We start from the raw sequence: 17,652 nt of genomic DNA on the forward strand, positions 1-17,652 counted from the left end.
CTCCGACCCGGCCCGACCCGACGCCCACGACCTCGGCCCCACCGGACCCGACGCCGACCACGCCGCCCCCGTCACCCGACCCGGACCCCACACCCACGCCCTCGGACCCGGACCCGACGGACCCGACGGACCCGACGGTCCCGCCCTCCGACAGCGGCGACCCGATCCCGTCCACGGAATAGACGGTCAGCGCAATGGACGGTCAGTCGACCGGATCGGCCGGATGCGGCGCCAGCAACGGCAGCTGCGAGGCCAGCCGCTCCTCGCACAGCTCCACCAGCCGGTCGTAGCCGGCCTTGCCCATCAGCTCGATCAATTCCGGCCGGTAGGAGACGTACACCGGCTCGCCCGCGCCGTGCGCCGAGGTCGCCGAGGTGCACCACCAGTGCAGATCGTGGCCGCCCGGCCCCCAGCCGCGCCGGTCGTACTCACCGATCGACACCTGGAGCACCCGCGTGTCGTCGGGCCGGTCGATCCACTCGTAGGTCCGCCGCACCGGCAGCTGCCAGCACACGTCCGGCTTGGTCTCCAGCGGCTCGCGGCCCTCCTTCAGAGCGAGGATGTGCAGCGAGCAGCCCGCGCCGCCCGGGAAGCCGGGCCGGTTCTGGAAGATGCACGAGCCCTGGAAGGGGCGTGTCTGCCGGTCGCCGTCCTCGTCCTCGGAGACCCAGCCGTTGCTCGTGCCCTCGGCATGGTGCTGCCAGATGTCCGGGGTGAGCCTCGCCACATGCTCGGCGACCCGCTTCTCGTCGTCCTCGTCGGAGAAGTGGGCACCCAACGTGCAGCACCCGTCGTCCGCGCGGCCGGCCTGGATGCCCTGGCAGCCGCTGCCGAAGATGCAGTTCCAGCGAGAGGTCAGCCATGTCAGATCGCAGCGGAAGACCTGCTCGTCGTCCGCCGGATCAGGAAACTCCACCCACGCACGGGCGAAGTCGAGGCCCTTCTCGTCGGGGCCCTTCTCGCCGGGCCGCGGGACGCCCGATGATTTGTCGCGCTTCGCCTTTTTCGTCTTTGGCACGAGTCCAGGGTACGGGCCTTCTTCCCGCACCGAGGACGGTGGACGGCACGGCTGGCAGTAGCGTTCCGTACATGAGACTCGGTGTCCTCGACGTGGGATCGAACACGGTGCATCTGCTCGTGGTGGACGCGCATCCCGGCGCGCGCCCGTTGCCCGCGCACTCGCACAAGGCGGAACTGCGCCTCGCCCAGCTCCTCGACGGCGACGGCGCGATCGGTCCCCAGGGCGTCGACCGGCTGGTCTCGGTCGTCCACGAGGCACTCCAGGCGGCCGAGGACAAGGGCGTCGAGGACCTCCTGCCGTTCGCCACCTCCGCCGTGCGCGAGGCAGGCAACGCCGACGACGTCCTCGCGCGCGTGCGCACCGAGACCGGCGTCGAGCTCCAGGTCCTCACCGGCGAGGAGGAGGCCCGCCTCACCTTCCTCGCCGCCCGCCGCTGGTTCGGCTGGTCGGCCGGGAAACTGCTGGTCCTGGACATCGGCGGCGGCTCCCTGGAGATCGCCTACGGCATCGACGAGGAGCCCGACGCGACCGCGTCCCTGCCGCTGGGCGCCGGCCGCCTCACCGCCGGGTGGCTGCCCGGCGACCCGCCCGCCCCGGACGACGTACGCGCCCTGCGCCGGCATGTCCGCACCGAGGTCGCCCGCACGGTCGGCGAGTTCAGCCGGTTCGGCCCGCCCGACCGCGTCGTCGCCACGTCCAAGACCTTCAAGCAGCTCGCCCGCATCGCCGGAGCCGCCCGCTCCGCCGAAGGCCTCTACGTCCAGCGGGAACTCAAACGGAAGTCCCTGGAGGAATGGGTCCCGAGGCTGGCCGGAATGACGGAGGCGGAACGAGCCGAACTCCCGGGCGTCTCGGAGGGCAGGGCGGGCCAGCTGCTGGCGGGCGCCCTGGTCGCCGAGGCCACGATGGACCTCTTCGGCGTGGAGCGCCTGGAGATCTGCCCCTGGGCACTCAGGGAGGGCGTGATCCTGCGCCGCCTGGATCACATGGAGTCGGTATGAGTCCGCAGGGAGGACGGAGCCGTCTATGGCAAACACCACAACGGCGAATAGGCACCCCGCTCCACCCCGACCACACCCCGTAATCTGTCCTGCATGGCAGAGCCAGCCGTAAGGATCCCGGACGCGAAGGTCGCCCTGTCGACGGCCTCGGTCTACCCGGAGTCGACGGCCACGGCCTTCGAGATCGCCGCGCGCCTCGGCTACGACGGAGTCGAGGTCATGGTCTGGACCGACCCCGTGAGCCAGGACATCGAAGCCCTGCGCAGACTGAGCGACTACCACCAGATCCCCGTCCTGGCCGTCCACGCCCCCTGTCTGCTCATCACGCAGCGCGTCTGGTCCACGGACCCCTGGACCAAGCTCCAGCGGGCCCGCGCGGCGGCCGAGAAGCTCGACGCGAGCACGGTCGTCGTCCACCCCCCGTTCCGCTGGCAGCGCCAGTACGCCAGGGACTTCGTCGCGGGCGTCTGGCGCATGGCGAACGAGACGGACGTACGGTTCGCCGTCGAGAACATGTACCCCTGGCGCTACCGCGACCGCGAGATGCTCGCGTACGCCCCCGACTGGGACGTGACGAAGGACGACTACCGCCACTTCACGATCGACCTCAGCCACACCGCGACGGCCCGCGCCGACGCGCTGGACATGGTCGACCGCATGGGCGACCGCCTGGGCCACGTCCATCTCGCCGACGGCAGGGGCTCGGCCAAGGACGAGCACCTCGTGCCCGGCCGCGGCACCCAGCCCTGCGCCGAGGTCCTGGAGCGGCTCGCCGTCACCGGCTTCGACGGCCATGTCGTGATCGAGGTCAACACCCGCCGCGCCATGTCGAGCGCGGAGCGGGAGGCCGACCTGGCGGAGGCGCTGGCCTTCACACGCCTGCACCTGGCCTCGGCGGCGAAGGTACCGAGGCGATGAACGACCGCCCCCCGGCCGGTCCCCCGGACGCCACCGGTAAGGGGACCGGCCCTCGCGCCAACCCCGGTCCTGGCCCCGGCACCGGCACCGACGCCGCCACGGGGTCCACCGCCCGCCGCCGGGGCCGCCCCCCGCGCACGGAATCGGCCGACACGCGGGACCGCATCCTGACCGCCGCCCGCGAGGAGTTCTCCGAGCGCGGCTACGAGAAGACGTCCGTACGCGGCATCGCCAAGGCGGCCGGGGTCGACCCGGCGCTCGTGCACCACTACTTCGGGACGAAGGAGCAGGTCTTCGAAGCGGCGATCACCCTGTCCTTCGGACCCGCCCTGGACGCGCCGAAGGCCATCGAGGAGGGTCCCCTGGACGGCGTCGGGGAGCGCCTGGCCCGGTTCTTCTTCGGCGTCTGGGAGAACCCGGCGACCCGAGCGCCCCTGCTCGCCATCGTCCGCTCCGCCGTCACCAACGACACGGCGGCCGCCGTCTTCCGCCGTATCGTCGCCGCCCAGGTGCTGCGCCGCATCGCGGGACGACTGGACCTGCCGGACGCCGAACTGCGGGCCGAGCTGGCCGCCGCCCAGCTGGTGGGCACCGCGATGCTGCGGTACGTCATCAAGATCGAGCCGCTGGCCTCGGCGGATACCGAGCAGATCATCGCGCGCCTGGCGCCGGTCGTGCAGGGCCACCTCACCGGGCCCTGAACCGCCGTCGGCCGAGACATGCGTCCCGCATTCCGGACACTCCGTCCCGCCCTCTGGATGACCGGCGTACGCTCGGTAGCAGTCAGAAATCTCCGAATCCTCTGACGCAGTCTCTGAAGGAGCGAGCGACGATGCCCGAGCTGAGGTCCCGCACAGTCACCCACGGCCGCAACATGGCGGGCGCCCGCGCCCTTATGCGCGCCTCCGGTGTACCGGGTGCGGACATCGGCCGCAAGCCGATCATCGCGGTCGCCAACAGCTTCACGGAGTTCGTGCCGGGCCACACCCACCTCCAGCCGGTCGGCCGGATCGTCAGCGAGGCGATCGTCGAGGCCGGCGGCATCCCGCGCGAGTTCAACACGATCGCGGTCGACGACGGCATCGCCATGGGCCACGGCGGCATGCTCTACAGCCTCCCCTCCCGGGACCTGATCGCGGACAGCGTGGAGTACATGGTCGAGGCCCACTGCGCCGACGCCCTGATCTGCATCTCCAACTGCGACAAGATCACACCGGGCATGCTCAACGCGGCCCTGCGCCTGAACATCCCGACGGTCTTCGTCTCCGGCGGCCCGATGGAGTCCGGCCGGGCCACGCTCGTCGACGGCACGGTCCGCACGCTCGACCTGGTCGACGCGATGTCCGAGGCCGTGAACGAGAAGATCTCGGACGAGGACATCCTCCGCATCGAGGAGAACGCCTGTCCGACCTGCGGCTCGTGTTCCGGCATGTTCACCGCCAACTCGATGAACTGCCTCACGGAGGCCATCGGCCTCTCCCTCCCCGGCAACGGCTCGGTCCTGGCCACGCACACCGCGCGCAAGCAGCTCTACGTCGACGCGGCCAACACGGTCATGGACATCACCCGCCGCTACTACGAGCAGGACGACGAGACGGTCCTGCCGCGCAACGTCGCCACCTTCGCGGCCTTCGAGAACGCGATGGCCCTCGACATCGCGATGGGCGGCTCCACCAACACGATCCTGCACCTGCTGGCCGCGGCCCAGGAGGCCGGCGTCCCGTTCGGCCTGGAGGAGATCGACGCGGTCTCCCGCCGGGTCCCCTGCCTGGCCAAGGTGGCGCCGAACGTCGCCAAGGACCGCACGTACTACATGGAGGACGTGCACCGCGCCGGCGGCATCCCCGCCCTCCTCGGCGAGCTGCACCGCGCGGGCCTGCTCAACGAGGACGTGCACGCGGTCCACAGCCCGTCCCTGTCCGACTGGCTGAAGACCTGGGACGTGCGCGGCGGCTCCCCGTCCCCCGAGGCGGTCGAGCTGTGGCACGCGGCCCCCGGCTGCGTCCGCTCCGCCGAGGCCTTCTCCCAGTCCGAGCGCTGGGAGGCCCTCGACGAGGACGCCGAGGGCGGCTGCATCCGCTCCGTCGAGCACGCGTACTCCAAGGACGGCGGCCTCGCGGTCCTCAAGGGCAACCTCGCCGTCGACGGCTGCGTGGTGAAGACGGCCGGCGTCGACGAGTCGATCTGGACCTTCGAGGGCCCGGCGGTCGTCTGCGAGTCGCAGGAGGAGGCCGTCGAGAAGATCCTGCTGAAGCAGATCAAGGAGGGCGACGTCGTCGTCATCCGCTACGAGGGCCCCAAGGGCGGCCCCGGCATGCAGGAGATGCTCTACCCGACCTCGTACCTGAAGGGCCGCGGCCTCGGCAAGACCTGCGCCCTGATCACCGACGGCCGCTTCTCCGGCGGCACCTCCGGCCTCTCCATCGGCCACGCCTCGCCCGAGGCCGCCGCCGGCGGCACCATCGCCCTCGTCGAGGACGGCGACCGCATCCGCATCGACATCCCGAACCGCACCATCGAGCTCCTCGTCGACGACGCCGAGCTGGCCCGCCGCGAGCAGGCGCTGAACGGCGTGTACGCCCCGAAGAACCGCGACCGCAAGGTCTCGGCGGCGCTGCGGGCCTACGCGGCGATGGCGACCAGCGCGGACAAGGGCGCCGTGCGAGACGTCACGAAGCTGGGCTGAGCACTCCACACGAAAGGGCCGCCCCCGGGTCTCCCGGGAGCGGCCCTTCCCCGTACGCGCTACCACCCCGACGGATCACGCCCGCTCACGGCGAAGACGGACCCGTCCGGCGCACCGGCATAGACACGGTCGCCCACGAGCACGGGCTCGGGAAGCGCTGCCGGAACCCGGTCCGACCGGTCGCCCAGCCGCGGAGACGTCTGCCCGACGAGCTTCCCGCGCCGCGCGTCGACGGCGAGCAGCCGCCCGTCCGGCGCGGTGACGTACACGTACCGGTCGTCGGCGACCGGCGTCGACCCCCGGACGACTCCGGTCTCCAGAGTCCACCGCTGCCGACGCGCCTCCAGATCGACGGCGACCAGCGCACCGCCCGTCGCCATGAGGTGCACGACGTCCCCGTGCACACTCCCCGCCACCTGCTGCAGCGGAACACGCAACGGCACTCGCACACTCGCCCGGCGCTCCGGGTCGTAACGGACCACGGCCCGCGCGTCCCCCCGCACGGCATCGACCGCCACGAACACGACCGCCCCGTCCACGACCCCGAGCGGCTGCAACGCCCCCGCCAGCCGCGCCTCCCACCGCACATCCCCGGTGCCCGGATCCACCGCCGTGACCCTCGTACCGGACCCGTCATCCGACACGCTCGCCGCGTAAGCCAGCGGATCCCCGGGGAACGAGACGAAGTACGGCACGTCCTGCCCGGGAATCCGATGGCTCCACTTCACCTCGCCCGAGGCGCTCTCCACCCCGCTCACCGTCCCGTCGGCCGCGGTGAGCAGCAGCATGCCGCCGACGGCCCGCAGCCCCCCGTACGCGGGCAGCTCCTGCCGCCGCTTCACGTCACCCGAGCCGGGATCGAGCATCGCCAACCGCCGCCCCTGGCCCAGGCCGGCCGGCACCAGCCCACCCGACACGACCGGAGCCCCGCTCGGCGGCCCGCTCGCGTCCAGAGGATGCCGCCACAGCAGCCGCCCGTCGACAGGATCGAGAGCGAAGACCAGCCCGGTCTGCGCACACAGCAACTTCCCCGCAGCGTAAGAACACTGGGGCATGCTCTTCCCGGACAGCGCCGGCGCCTCCCACGCCGAGAACGCGGCCGCCGTGGTCCGCGGCGCGGCGGCGACCTCGTGCCCCGGCCCACCACCCCCGAGCAGGGGAACGGCCGCCAGCGCACCGGCGACGGCCAGCCCGAGAGCCCCGGCACCGAGGACGGCCCGCTTACCGAACCGCACTGCGGCCCGACGCGACACCTCCTCGCCAGGACCCCCGCCGCCCTGCTCCGCAACAGCCACTGCCTCCTGCTGCTCCGCCTCCTCCACGCGCTGCGCCGGTATGAACGCCTGCGTGTCGTACGAGGCCGCCACCGACCGCAGTTCCCGCATCAACTCGTCGGGGGAGGGCCGGTCCTCGGGCTCCTTGGCGAGACACCGCAGCACGAGCGGCACCAGCTCTTCCGGTACCCCGGCCAGCTCCGGCTCGTCGTGCACGACCTGATAGGCGACGACGTAGGGACTGTCGGAGTCGAACGGCCCCTTCCCGGTCGCCGCATGCACCATCACGGACCCGAGGGCGAACACATCGGCGGCGGGCCCCACTTCCCTGGGCCGCCGGAACTGCTCGGGCGCCATGAAAGGCGGCGTACCGATCAGCTTCCCGGTCTCAGTCCGCAACTCGCTGTCTTTCGGCCGGGAAATGCCGAAGTCGATGACCTTCGGCCCGTCCTCGGCGAGCAGGACGTTGCTCGGCTTCAGGTCCCGGTGCACGACCCCGGCCTCGTGCACGGCGACCAGGCCCTCCGACAGGGCGGCACCGACGGCCGCGACGTCGGCCGCGCCGAGCGGTCCCTCGGCGGCGACCTTGTCGTGCAGGGAGGGACCGGGTACGTACTGGGTGGCGAACCAGGGCCGGTCGGCGTCGAGGTCGGCGGCCACGAGCCGTGCCGTGCACCCGCCGCGGATCCGCCGTGCCGCCGAGACCTCACGGGCGAACCGCGAGCGGAACTCCTGGTCCTCCGCCAGGTCGGGCCGGATGACCTTGAGCGCGACCCGCTGCCCCTTCTTGTCGGAGCCCAGGTAGACCACGCCCATCCCGCCCGCGCCGAGCCGTCTGTGAAGCCTGAACGAGCCGACGACGCGCGGGTCCTCGCGCCTCAGGCGCATCATCGCCATGTTCATCCCCGCTGCCCGGTCCTGTGACGAGCCACAGCTTACGTTTCCACGGCCGCCCGCGCGCAGAGGCCGCGCCCTCTCGGGGCGATGGATTGTCAGTGGTGGGTGGGAGACTTGAAGGGCGGTCAGGGGGCGTGCGGACGGGCCGTGTTCGCGCGGGGGATGGCCCCAACCGCCTGACCCGGAAGGGGGATTGGACCCGTGAAGGGTGACCGTGTGGAGATAGTCGTGGACGCCGGCGACACGACGCGCACGTACGAGGTGGTGGCGAGCAGGGCGGGCCGCAGGGTGGAGACGGCGGTACGCCGAGGTGTCGTGGAAGTGAGCGAAGTCACCAGGACGGGGGCCGTGGTGCGTACGGCCCGCTTCATGGCGAACCGGGTGCTGGCCCTGGTCGAACAGCCGGTTCCACGGGAGGAAAGCTCGGACAAAGCGGGGTGAGCCGGGCGTCCCGTCGGGGAAGACCCTGAGACCTGAGTCTCCGTCTCCACCCAGGGGAGTACATCGCAGGTGGCGGCTCATCCTCCGGGAGGCCCGGCAATCGGTACGAGGGCATGACGCCCGGGAGGGGCCGGAGACCTAGATTTGAGGTCAAGCGGCGGGTGCAGCACTCGTCCCCCGAGGTCAGACACCCGCCGCTGCCGACGACAACTGAGAACGGTCAGGAGAGGGACCATGGCCCACACGGCACCGCGGACACTGATCCGCGAGGAGGGACGCAAGGTGTACGCCGCCGCGTTCCGCCGCCGCCAGGGCCGTCGCCACCCCGTGGTGGCGACGCTGATGGCCCTTCCCCTGGCGGTCCTGCTCCTCCTCGTCTTCGACGGGTGGGAGACAGTGGCCACACAAGCGTCGTCCGTGGGAGAGATGCTGGGGCGCTGAGCGGCGACCCCAGGCCCGGAAGAGCGGTCCGGGCGGGGACATCCCACCCATGAAACCCCGTGGGGACGGGGGTGCGGCGGACGGCACCAATGCCGGCGCAGCTGGGGAGCTGCGCCGGCATTACCCTTTTATCCCCGCTGAGCTGCGGGCAATCGTGCCTCCCCCAGTGCCTTAAGGGCCTGGGAGGTACGCCCAGGGCGGCACGGGTGGGCGCAGCGGCGCCCCGCTACGCCGGGCTGCGTACCCACCCGGCCTCAGCGACAACGCCCAGCACCTCAGTCCACCAGGTCGCGCACCACGCCGTCCGCCAGCAACCGCCCCCGCAACGTCAGTACAGCACGCCCCTCCTCGTACGGACCGGCATCCAGAAGCCCGTCCGACAACGCCCGCCGCGACGCCGCAAGCCCCTCCTCCCGCAGCAGCGAAAGCGGCACACCTTCCCGCAACCGCAACTCCAGCAGAATCCGCTCGACCCGCCGATCCTCCTCCGACAGCACCTCACGCCCGGCACCGGGCGACCGCCCCGCCGCCAGCGCCCCCGCATACGCCCCGGGATGCTTCACGTTCCACCACCGCACGCCACCCACGTGACTGTGCGCGCCAGGCCCGGCCCCCCACCAGTCGGCCCCCCGCCAGTACAGCTCGTTGTGCAGACACCGCCCCGCCTCCGAGGTCGCCCAGTTCGACACCTCGTACCACTCGAAGCCCGCGCCCGAGAGGACCTCGTCCGCGATCAGGTACCGGTCGGCATGCACGTCGTCGTCGGTCATCGGCACCTCGCCCCGGCGGATCCGCCGAGCCAGCTGCGTCCCTTCCTCGACGATCAGGGCGTACGCGCTGACATGGTCCGGCCCGGCCCCCAGCACCGCGTCCAGCGACGCCCGCCAGTCGTCGTCGGACTCCCCCGGCGTGCCGTAGATCAGGTCGAGATTGACATGCTCGAAACCGGCCGCCCGGGCCTCCGCGACACACGCCTCGGGCCGCCCCGGCGTATGCGTCCGGTCCAGCACCTTCAGCACATGCTGCCGCGCGCTCTGCATCCCGAAGGAGATCCGGTTGAAGCCCCCCTCACGCAGGGCCGCCAGATACGCCGGATCCACCGACTCCGGGTTCGCCTCGGTCGTGACCTCGGCATCCTCCGCGAGCCCGAACTCGTCACGGACGGCCGCGAGCATCCGCACCAGGTCACCGGCGTCGAGCAGGGTCGGCGTACCCCCGCCCACGAACACCGTACGAACGGGCCGCGGGTCGTCCCCCAGCACTTTCCGTGCCAGCCGGACCTCGTCGACCAACGTCCCGGCGTAGTTGTCACGCGAGGCCAGCACACCACCGCTGCCGCGCAGCTCGGTCGCCGTATAGGTGTTGAAGTCGCAGTAGCCGCAGCGGGTCGCGCAGTACGGAACATGCAGGTAGAACCCGAGCGGACGGTCGGCGGCCCCGGCGAGCGCGGACGCGGGCAGCGCGCCGTCGTCGGGGACGGGCTCACCGTCGGGGAGTGCGGAAGGCATACGTCCCATTGTCCAGCACCCGGGCACTCACTCCGCCTGGAGCACCAGCAGCGCCAGATCGTCCGCCGGCGGCCGCGCCCCGAACTCGTGCACCAGCCGCGTGATCCGCTCGGCTATCAGCTCCGCGTCCAGCCCCGCGCACCCGGCCAGCGCCGTCGCGAGACCGTCGCCGTCGTCGAACTGGCGGGAGCCGGAACGGCGCTCGGTGACGCCGTCGGTCACGCACAGCAGCGTGTCGCCGGAGCGCAGCTCGAAGGTCTCACTCGCGTACGTGGCGTCCTCGACGACGCCCAGCAGGGTCTGCGGCTGCGCGGCCGTGTGGACCTCGCCGCCCGCCCCGAGCAGCAGGGGCAGCGGGTGCCCGGCGGAGGCGACGGTGCAGCGGACACCGCCGTCGAAGGGGACGAGTTCGCCATACAGCAGGGACAGGAAACGCGTCTGGGGGCCGTCGCCGGGCGGAGTCGGCCGCGCGCCCGCCGCCACCAGGGCCCGGGCCGCCGCGTCCGCGGCCTCCGTGGCGTCGTCGAGCAGCAGCTGGTTGAGGCGGTCGAGGACGTCGGCGACCCGGTAGCCCTCACGGGCCAGCAGCCGCAGCCAGGGCCGGGCCAGGCCGATCACGACGGCGGCCTCGGGTCCCTTGCCCTGGACGTCGCCGACGGCGAAGCACCAGCGGCCGTCTCCGGCCGGGAACAGGTCGTAGAAGTCGCCGCTGGGCCCGCCCTTGTCGCACGGCTCGTAGACGAGGGCGCTGCGCACCCCGGGGATCTCGGCCACGGCGCCGGGCAGCAGTCCGCGCTGGAGTACGGCGCTGATGGTGGCCTGGCGGGCGTACTGGCGGGCGGCGCCGATGGCGAGCGCGACCCGGCGGCTGAGGTCCTCGACCAGGCCGGTGATCTCGTCGGGGAAGCCGGCGGACCCGGACCGTCCGATGACGAGGGTGCCCAGCGGGCGTCCACCGGCGACGAGCCGGTACGCCAGGGCCGAGCCCGGCTCGCCGGGGGCGTCACCGAGCGCCTCGCCGGGCCAGGGATAGTCGGACGGACCGGCTTGTAACGGGTCGGACGGGTGTGGGGTGTCCTTCTCCAGGGCCCGGCGCAGCTCCTCGATGCGGTTCTCGCTGCCGTGCCAGACCCGGGCCAGCCGGGGCCCGCCCGGTCCGGCCCCGCCGCTCCAGCCGCCGGCGGTGGCCTCGTCTTCCAGCCACACCGCGCACCAGTCGGCCAGCCGGGGCACGATCAACTGCCCGGCGAGGGCGGCGACCAGGTCCTCGTCGAGCTGTCCGGCGAGCAGGTCGGAGGCCTCGGCGAGGAAGGAGAGGGCCCCGCGGCCCAGCCAGGAGCCGTCGCGTCCGTCCCGGCCGTCGCAGTCCTCGTACCGCTCCCGCCAGTCCCGCAGGTCCTGCCAGTCGCGCAGGTCGCCCGAGCCGCCGGGGTCCTGCGGGTCGCGTGCGTCCTTCGCCCGGCTCTCCCGGGCCTGCTGCCCGGGAGGTGGCTCCGGCGCCAGGATCTCCGCCACGCGCAGCCCGCGCGCCAGCGCGTGCTCCCCGGCGTACGCCTCGATCTGGTCGCCGGCCTCGCATCCCCCGGCGGGCAACCGCGCCCACACGGTCTTCCGGCCCGTGCGGTACGTGATGCCCCAGGCCTCGGAGAGCGCGCCGACGAGCCGCAGGCCGCGTCCGTACTCCGGGGTGTCCTGCGGCGTTTCCGGCTCGCTGCCGCGCGGGGCGCGTGAGGGGTGGTGGTCGGAGACCTCGACGAGCAGCGCGGCCGTGTCCTGGTCGTCGCCTTCCAGCCGGCATTCCAGCTGGACGTCGGTGCCGGCGTGCACGACGGCGTTGGTGACGAGTTCGCTGACGACGAGCAGGGCGTCGTCGGCGAGACGGTCGGTGAGGTGCTCGGCGCCCGGCAGGCCGAGTCCGGTCCACTCGGCGATCGCCGCGCGCACCAGGGCGCGCGCGGAGCCCGGCGCGAGAGAGCTGCCGGACAGGGTCGCGTACGCCCGCGCGCGCTCCTTCGCGGGCGCCTCGGAAGCGACCACCGGCCCCTCGGAAGCCACCACGAGCCTCTCGGAAGCGACCACGGGCCCGGATGCGGGCACGGGCAGCTCGGAACCCGGCACGGGCGCCTCGGACCCGGGCGCCGGCGCCTCGGAAGGCAGCGCACACTCCTCGGAGACGGCCCCCTCGTGCGGCGGCACGGGCATCTCCGAAGCGTGCGCAGGCGCCTCTGAGGCACGGGAAGCGGTCTCCCGTTGCGTCGGAATGGCCCCCATGGACAGCTCCCCGGGCAGTTCGTACGAATACGCCACAGTCGATGCCGACAGGGTGACAGACTGGCCACGCCCATAAGCGCCGAGTTACCGAAGTGGGCCGTCATGAGTGAGAACAGTGCTACTCCTGTGGTCGAAGACCGGTACGAAGACGGTCAGATTCGTGCATCCGATCTGCGTCCGCTGCTCGCCGCCATGACAGCCGCACGCGACGGCGACTTCACCAAGGTGCCGGAAACCGGCCACGGGATGGTGGCCGAGCTCACCGCGGTCTTCAACCAGATCGTGGACCGCGACCTCCACTTCACCACCGAGGCGCAGCGCGTCAGACGGGAGCTGGTGCGGCACGGCCGGCTCGACGAGCGGCTCTCGGCCAGTCCGGGACAGGGCCTGTGGACGTCCCGCGTCAACGACGTGAACCAGCTGCTCGACGCCCTCGTCGCCCCGGCGGCGAACGCCACGCGCGTGCTGGACGCGGTGGCCGGCGGCGATCTGACCCAGCGGGTCGATCTGCACGACGGTACGCGCGAGTTACGCGGCGACCTGCGGCGCCTCGGCCGGGCCGTGAACAAGATGGTCGACCAGCTCTCCCTGTTCACCGGCGAGGTGACGCGGGTCGCGCGCGAGGTCGGCACCGAGGGGCGGCTCGGCGGCCGCGCCAAGGTGCAGGGGCTGTCGGGCAGTTGGCGGGACGTGACCGAGGCCGTCAACACGATGGCGGCCCGGCTGACGGCCCAGGTGCGGGACATCGCGGCGGTCACGACGGCGGTGGCACGCGGCGATCTGACCCGCACGGTCACGGTGGAGGCGACCGGCGAGCTGCTGGAACTGAAGCTGACCGTGAACACGATGGTCGACCAGCTCTCCGCCTTCGCCGACGAGGTCACCCGGGTGGCCAGGGAGGTCGGCACCGAGGGGCAGTTGGGCGGCCGGGCGCAGGTCCGGGGCGTGTCCGGGGTCTGGAAGGACCTCACCGACAACGTCAACTTCATGGCGTCGAACCTGACCTCGCAGGTCCGCAACATCGCCCAGGTGACGACGGCCGTGGCCAACGGCGACCTGTCCCAGAAGATCACGGTCGACGCGCAGGGTGAGATCCTGGAGCTCAAGTCGACCATCAACACGATGGTCGACCAGCTCTCCGCCTTCGCCGACGAGGTCACCCGCGTCGCCCGCGAGGTCGGCACCGAGGGCAACCTCGGCGGCCGGGCCCAGGTCCGGGGCGTCTCCGGCGTCTGGAAGGACCTCACCGACAACGTCAACTTCATGGCCGACAACCTCACCTCGCAGGTGCGGAACATCGCGCTCGTCTCCACCGCCGTCGCCCAGGGCGATCTCGGCAAGAAGATCACGGTGGAGGCCAAGGGCGAGATCCTGGAGCTCAAGTCCACGATCAACACGATGGTCGACCAGCTCTCCGCCTTCGCCGACGAGGTCACCCGCGTCGCCCGCGAGGTCGGCACCGAGGGCAACCTCGGCGGTCAGGCCCAGGTCCGGGGCGTCTCCGGCGTCTGGAAGGACCTCACCGACAACGTCAACTTCATGGCGCTGAACCTGACCTCGCAGGTCCGCAACATCGCCCAGGTGACGACGGCCGTGGCCAACGGCGACCTGTCGAAGAAGATCACGGTCGACGCCCGCGGCGAGATCCTGGAGCTGAAGGACACCGTCAACACGATGGTGGAGCAACTGCGCGCCTTCGCCGACGAGGTCACCCGGGTCGCCCGCGAGGTCGGCACCGACGGCCGGCTCGGCGGCCGGGCCCAGGTGCTGGGCGTCTCCGGCGTCTGGCGGGACCTGACGGACAACGTCAACTCCATGGCCGACAACCTCACCTCCCAGGTCCGCAACATCGCCCAGGTCGCGACGGCCGTGGCGCAGGGCGACCTGTCCCGGAAGATCGACGTGGACGCGCGCGGCGAGATCCTGGAGCTGAAGACCACGATCAACACGATGGTCGACACGCTGTCCTCCTTCGCCTCGGAGGTCACGCGCGTGGCCCGCGAGGTCGGCTCCGAGGGACAGCTCGGCGGCCAGGCCAGGGTCGAGGGCGTCTACGGCACCTGGAAGCGCCTGACGACGAACGTCAACGAACTGGCCTCGAACCTCACGACCCAGGTCCGCGCGATCGCCGAGGTCGCCTCCGCCGTGGCCCAGGGCGACATGTCCCGCTCGATCACGGTCGAGACCCGCGGCGAGGTCGCCGAGCTGAAGGACAACATCAACCTGATGGTGGCCAACCTGCGCGAGACGACCCGCGCGAAGGACTGGCTGGAGTCCAACCTGGCCCGCCTGGCCGCCCTGATGCAGGGCCACCGCGACCTGATGGAGGTCGCCGACCTGATACTCCGCGAGCTGACTCCGCTGGTGAACGCCCAGTACGGCGCGTTCTACCTGGCCGATCCGGAGGAGGACGGAGCGACGGTTCCCACCAAGGGGCTCGCCTTCATCGCCGGCTACGGCGCCGCCCAGGACGCGACGGTCGAGACCGGCGCCCTCCCGGTGCACGGCCTGGTCGCGCAGGCGGCCCGGGAGAAGAAGCGGATCCTGGTCGAGGGCGCCCCGCCCGACTACATCAAAATCAACAGCGGCCTCGGCGAGGCGGCTCCCACGACGATCGTCATCATCCCGATCCTCTTCGAGAACAAGCTCCTCGGCGTCATCGAGCTCGCCTCCTTCTCCCGCTTCTCCGACGTGCACCTGGCCTTCTTCGACCAGTTCGTCAACACCATCGGCGTCGCCATCAACACGATCATCGCCAACTCCCGCACGGAGTCCCTGCTCGGCGAGTCCCAGCGCCTCGCCATGCAGCTCCAGGAACGCTCGGACGAACTCCAAAAGCAGCAGGGCGAACTCCAGCGCTCCAACGCCGAACTGGAGGAGAAGGCCGCCCTGCTGGCCACCTCCTCGCAGTACAAGTCGGAGTTCCTGGCGAACATGTCGCACGAGCTGCGCACCCCGCTCAACTCCCTGCTGATCCTGGCCCGGCTGCTCTCCGACAACCCGGACGGTCATCTCTCCGACCAGGAGGTGCAGTTCGCGACGACGATCCACCGTTCGGGCTCGGACCTCCTCCAGCTGATCAACGACATCCTGGATTTGTCGAAGATCGAGGCCGGCCGGATGGACGTACGCCCCAAGCGGCTGCCCCTCATCAAGCTGCTGGACTACGTCCACGCCACGTTCCGTCCCCTGACCATCGACCGGGGGCTCGCCTTCGAGCTGGCGGTCGGCGAGGACGTACCGCGCGAGATGTACTCGGACGAACAGCGCCTCCAGCAGATCCTGCGCAACCTCCTCTCCAACGCGATCAAGTTCACCGCGTCGGGCAAGGTCGAGCTGCGGGTGGACCGGGTGAAGGACGCCGAGCATCACTACGTCCGGGACACCGACGACGTCATCGCCTTCACCGTGTCCGACACCGGCATCGGCATCGCGCCGGAGAAACTCCCGGTGATCTTCGAGGCGTTCCAGCAGGCCGACGGCACCACCAACCGCAAGTACGGCGGCACCGGCCTCGGCCTGTCCATCAGCCGGGAGATCGCGGGCCTGCTCGGCGGCCGGATCGTCGCCGAGAGCGAACCGGGCAAGGGCTCCACGTTCACCCTGTACGTGCCGGTCGTGAGCCCCGGTCACACGGCGCCCGGACCGGCCCCCGAGGATCCCCCCGGACCGCCCCCGACCCTGCAGCCGGCCGCCGCCGGACCGTTCCCGGCCGCGTACGACACGGACGACGCCTGGCCCTCGCCGGCCAGGCTGGAGTCGTGGACGTCCGGCAGGCCGGGCCGGATCCTGGCCGGGCGGCGGGTGCTGATCGTCGACGACGACATCCGCAACGTCTTCGCCCTCACCCATGTCCTGGGCCGCGTGGGCATGACCGTGCTGTACGCGGAGAACGGCCGCGAGGGCATCGAGATGCTGGAGCGCAGCGCGGACGTCGGACTGGTGCTGATGGACATCATGATGCCGGAGATGGACGGCTACGAGACCATCTCCGCGATCCGCCGCACCCCGCGCTGGGCGGACCTGCCCATCGTCGCCCTGACCGCGAAGGCGATGCCCGGCGACCGCGAGAAGTCCATCGCCCGCGGCGCCAACGACTACGTGCCCAAGCCGGTGGACATCGACCGGCTGCTGACGGTCGTGTGCGAACTGCTGGACCCGGATGACACGCCGGAAGCGGAGAGCACGCAGGAGGCCCGGCCGTCATGAGCACCGAACGCGCCGGGATCCTCCTGGTCGACGACATGGAGGACAACCTGACCGCCCTGGAGGCCGTCCTGGCCTCCCTCAACGAGCCGCTGATACGCGCCCGTTCCGGCGAGGAGGCGATGAAGGCCGTGCTGCGGCAGCCCGTCGCCCTGGTCCTGCTGGACATCCGCATGCCCGGCATGGACGGCTTCGAGACGGCCGCCCACATCAAACGCCTGGACCAGACCCGCGACGTCCCGATCATCTTCCTGACGGGCGCGGACGACGACTCGGGCTACGCCTTCCGCGGCTACGCGACAGGCGCCGCCGACTACGTGACCAAGCCCTTCGACCCCTGGGTCCTCAGGGCAAAGGTCGGCGTCTTCCTGGACCTCTACCGCAAAGGCAGAGAGGTGGAACGCCTGAGAAAGGAGATCCAGGACTTGAAACGCCGGGTAGAGAGAGGCACCTGAGGGGCGCGGGGAACTGCGCGAGCAACCACGAACAACCCGCAGCCGCCGACGAACCCCCGCGCCACCCCGTTACGCCTCGCGAGCCCCGTCGTACATCTCCTCGATCAGATGCTTGTACTCCCGCTCCACAACGGGCCTCTTCAACTTCAGACTCGGCGTGATCTCCCCGTGCTCCACGTCAAGATCCCGCGGCAACAACCGGAACTTCTTGATCGTCTGCCACCGCTGAAGCCCGTCGTTGAGCTGCTTCACATACCCGTCGACCATCTCCACCGTGACCGGCGAGGAAACGATCTCTTCGTACGACTTCCCCTCCAGCCCGTTCTCCTTCGCCCACTCCGTGATCGCGACCTCGTCGAGCGCGATGAGCGCCGTGCAGAAGTTCCGGTCGGCCCCGTGCACGAGGATGTTGGACACGTACGGGCACACCGCCTTGAACTGCCCCTCGACCTCGGCCGGCGCGATGTACTTGCCGCCCGACGTCTTGATGAGGTCCTTCTTGCGGTCGGTGATCCGCAGATACCCGTCGGGCG

At 71.3% G+C, this 17,652-nt stretch carries 13 protein-coding genes and 1 pseudogene; 9 read left to right on the forward strand and 5 right to left on the reverse strand.

The window, feature by feature from the left end; genetic code table 11:
* Window positions 1-182 (forward strand): hypothetical protein (locus tag CCL05_RS45750; RefSeq protein WP_208641730.1); only part of this gene is annotated, 182 nt, incomplete at its 5' end.
* A 20-nt stretch (window positions 183-202) separates the two neighbouring features.
* Here CCL05_RS45750 and CCL05_RS40940 read toward each other — a convergent pair.
* Window positions 203-1,018: a DUF3109 family protein gene (locus CCL05_RS40940; protein WP_086565644.1), complete on the reverse strand. Its 816-nt coding sequence runs from the start codon at window positions 1,016-1,018 to the stop codon at window positions 203-205.
* Between the two features lie 71 nt (window positions 1,019-1,089).
* Between CCL05_RS40940 and CCL05_RS40945 the strand changes: the two genes are divergently transcribed.
* The 4 genes from CCL05_RS40945 to ilvD all read left to right on the forward strand — a co-directional run bounded on the left by CCL05_RS40945 (window position 1,090) and on the right by ilvD (window position 5,626).
* On the forward strand, window positions 1,090-2,022 hold the full coding sequence (locus CCL05_RS40945; RefSeq protein WP_086565645.1) for a Ppx/GppA family phosphatase: 933 nt from the start codon (window positions 1,090-1,092) through the stop codon (window positions 2,020-2,022).
* 93 nt (window positions 2,023-2,115) lie between these two features.
* Complete coding sequence (locus tag CCL05_RS40950; RefSeq protein WP_086565646.1) at window positions 2,116-2,940, forward strand: sugar phosphate isomerase/epimerase family protein; 825 nt, start codon at window positions 2,116-2,118, stop codon at window positions 2,938-2,940.
* On the forward strand, window positions 2,937-3,641 hold the full coding sequence (locus CCL05_RS40955) for a TetR/AcrR family transcriptional regulator (RefSeq protein ID WP_086565647.1): 705 nt from the start codon (window positions 2,937-2,939) through the stop codon (window positions 3,639-3,641). Before CCL05_RS40950 ends, CCL05_RS40955 begins: the two co-directional genes overlap by 4 nt.
* A gap of 131 nt (window positions 3,642-3,772) precedes the next feature.
* Window positions 3,773-5,626, forward strand: a complete 1,854-nt coding sequence (gene ilvD / locus CCL05_RS40960; RefSeq protein ID WP_086565648.1) for a dihydroxy-acid dehydratase — start codon at window positions 3,773-3,775, stop codon at window positions 5,624-5,626.
* A 59-nt stretch (window positions 5,627-5,685) separates the two neighbouring features.
* Here ilvD and CCL05_RS40965 read toward each other — a convergent pair whose 3' ends face one another.
* Complete coding sequence (locus CCL05_RS40965) at window positions 5,686-7,797, reverse strand: serine/threonine-protein kinase (protein ID WP_244204579.1); 2,112 nt, start codon at window positions 7,795-7,797, stop codon at window positions 5,686-5,688.
* A gap of 201 nt (window positions 7,798-7,998) precedes the next feature.
* Here CCL05_RS40965 and CCL05_RS40970 point away from each other — a divergent pair, with 201 nt between their 5' ends.
* Both CCL05_RS40970 and CCL05_RS40975 read left to right on the forward strand, forming a co-directional pair.
* The gene (locus CCL05_RS40970; protein WP_086565650.1) at window positions 7,999-8,238 is read left to right on the forward strand and encodes a hypothetical protein; all 240 of its coding nucleotides are present in this window, start codon (window positions 7,999-8,001) and stop codon (window positions 8,236-8,238) included.
* A gap of 234 nt (window positions 8,239-8,472) precedes the next feature.
* Window positions 8,473-8,679 (forward strand): hypothetical protein, encoded by a 207-nt coding sequence (locus CCL05_RS40975; protein ID WP_086565651.1) that lies wholly within the window; start codon window positions 8,473-8,475, stop codon window positions 8,677-8,679.
* Window positions 8,680-8,954: 275 nt separating this feature from the next.
* Here CCL05_RS40975 and hemW read toward each other — a convergent pair whose 3' ends face one another.
* A complete protein-coding gene (gene hemW / locus CCL05_RS40980) occupies window positions 8,955-10,187 on the reverse strand; it encodes a radical SAM family heme chaperone HemW (protein WP_086565652.1) in 1,233 nt (410 codons plus the stop codon).
* 27 nt (window positions 10,188-10,214) lie between these two features.
* A complete protein-coding gene (locus tag CCL05_RS40985; protein WP_107400586.1) occupies window positions 10,215-12,383 on the reverse strand; it encodes a SpoIIE family protein phosphatase in 2,169 nt (722 codons plus the stop codon).
* A 177-nt stretch (window positions 12,384-12,560) separates the two neighbouring features.
* On the opposite strand from CCL05_RS40985, the gene CCL05_RS40990 reads away from it, so the two are divergent.
* On the forward strand, window positions 12,561-16,667 hold the full coding sequence (locus tag CCL05_RS40990) for a HAMP domain-containing protein (RefSeq protein WP_208641731.1): 4,107 nt from the start codon (window positions 12,561-12,563) through the stop codon (window positions 16,665-16,667).
* Window positions 16,664-17,119, forward strand: coding sequence for a response regulator (locus CCL05_RS40995; protein ID WP_086565653.1), 456 nt, complete (start codon window positions 16,664-16,666; stop codon window positions 17,117-17,119). Before CCL05_RS40990 ends, CCL05_RS40995 begins: the two co-directional genes overlap by 4 nt.
* A gap of 69 nt (window positions 17,120-17,188) precedes the next feature.
* On the opposite strand, the pseudogene CCL05_RS41000 reads toward CCL05_RS40995, so the two are convergent.
* A pseudogene (locus tag CCL05_RS41000) lies at window positions 17,189-17,652 on the reverse strand (long-chain fatty acid--CoA ligase); the annotation flags it as partial.

This window comes from Streptomyces africanus (assembly GCF_002150735.1).
Taxonomy (GTDB): domain Bacteria; phylum Actinomycetota; class Actinomycetes; order Streptomycetales; family Streptomycetaceae; genus Streptomyces; species Streptomyces africanus.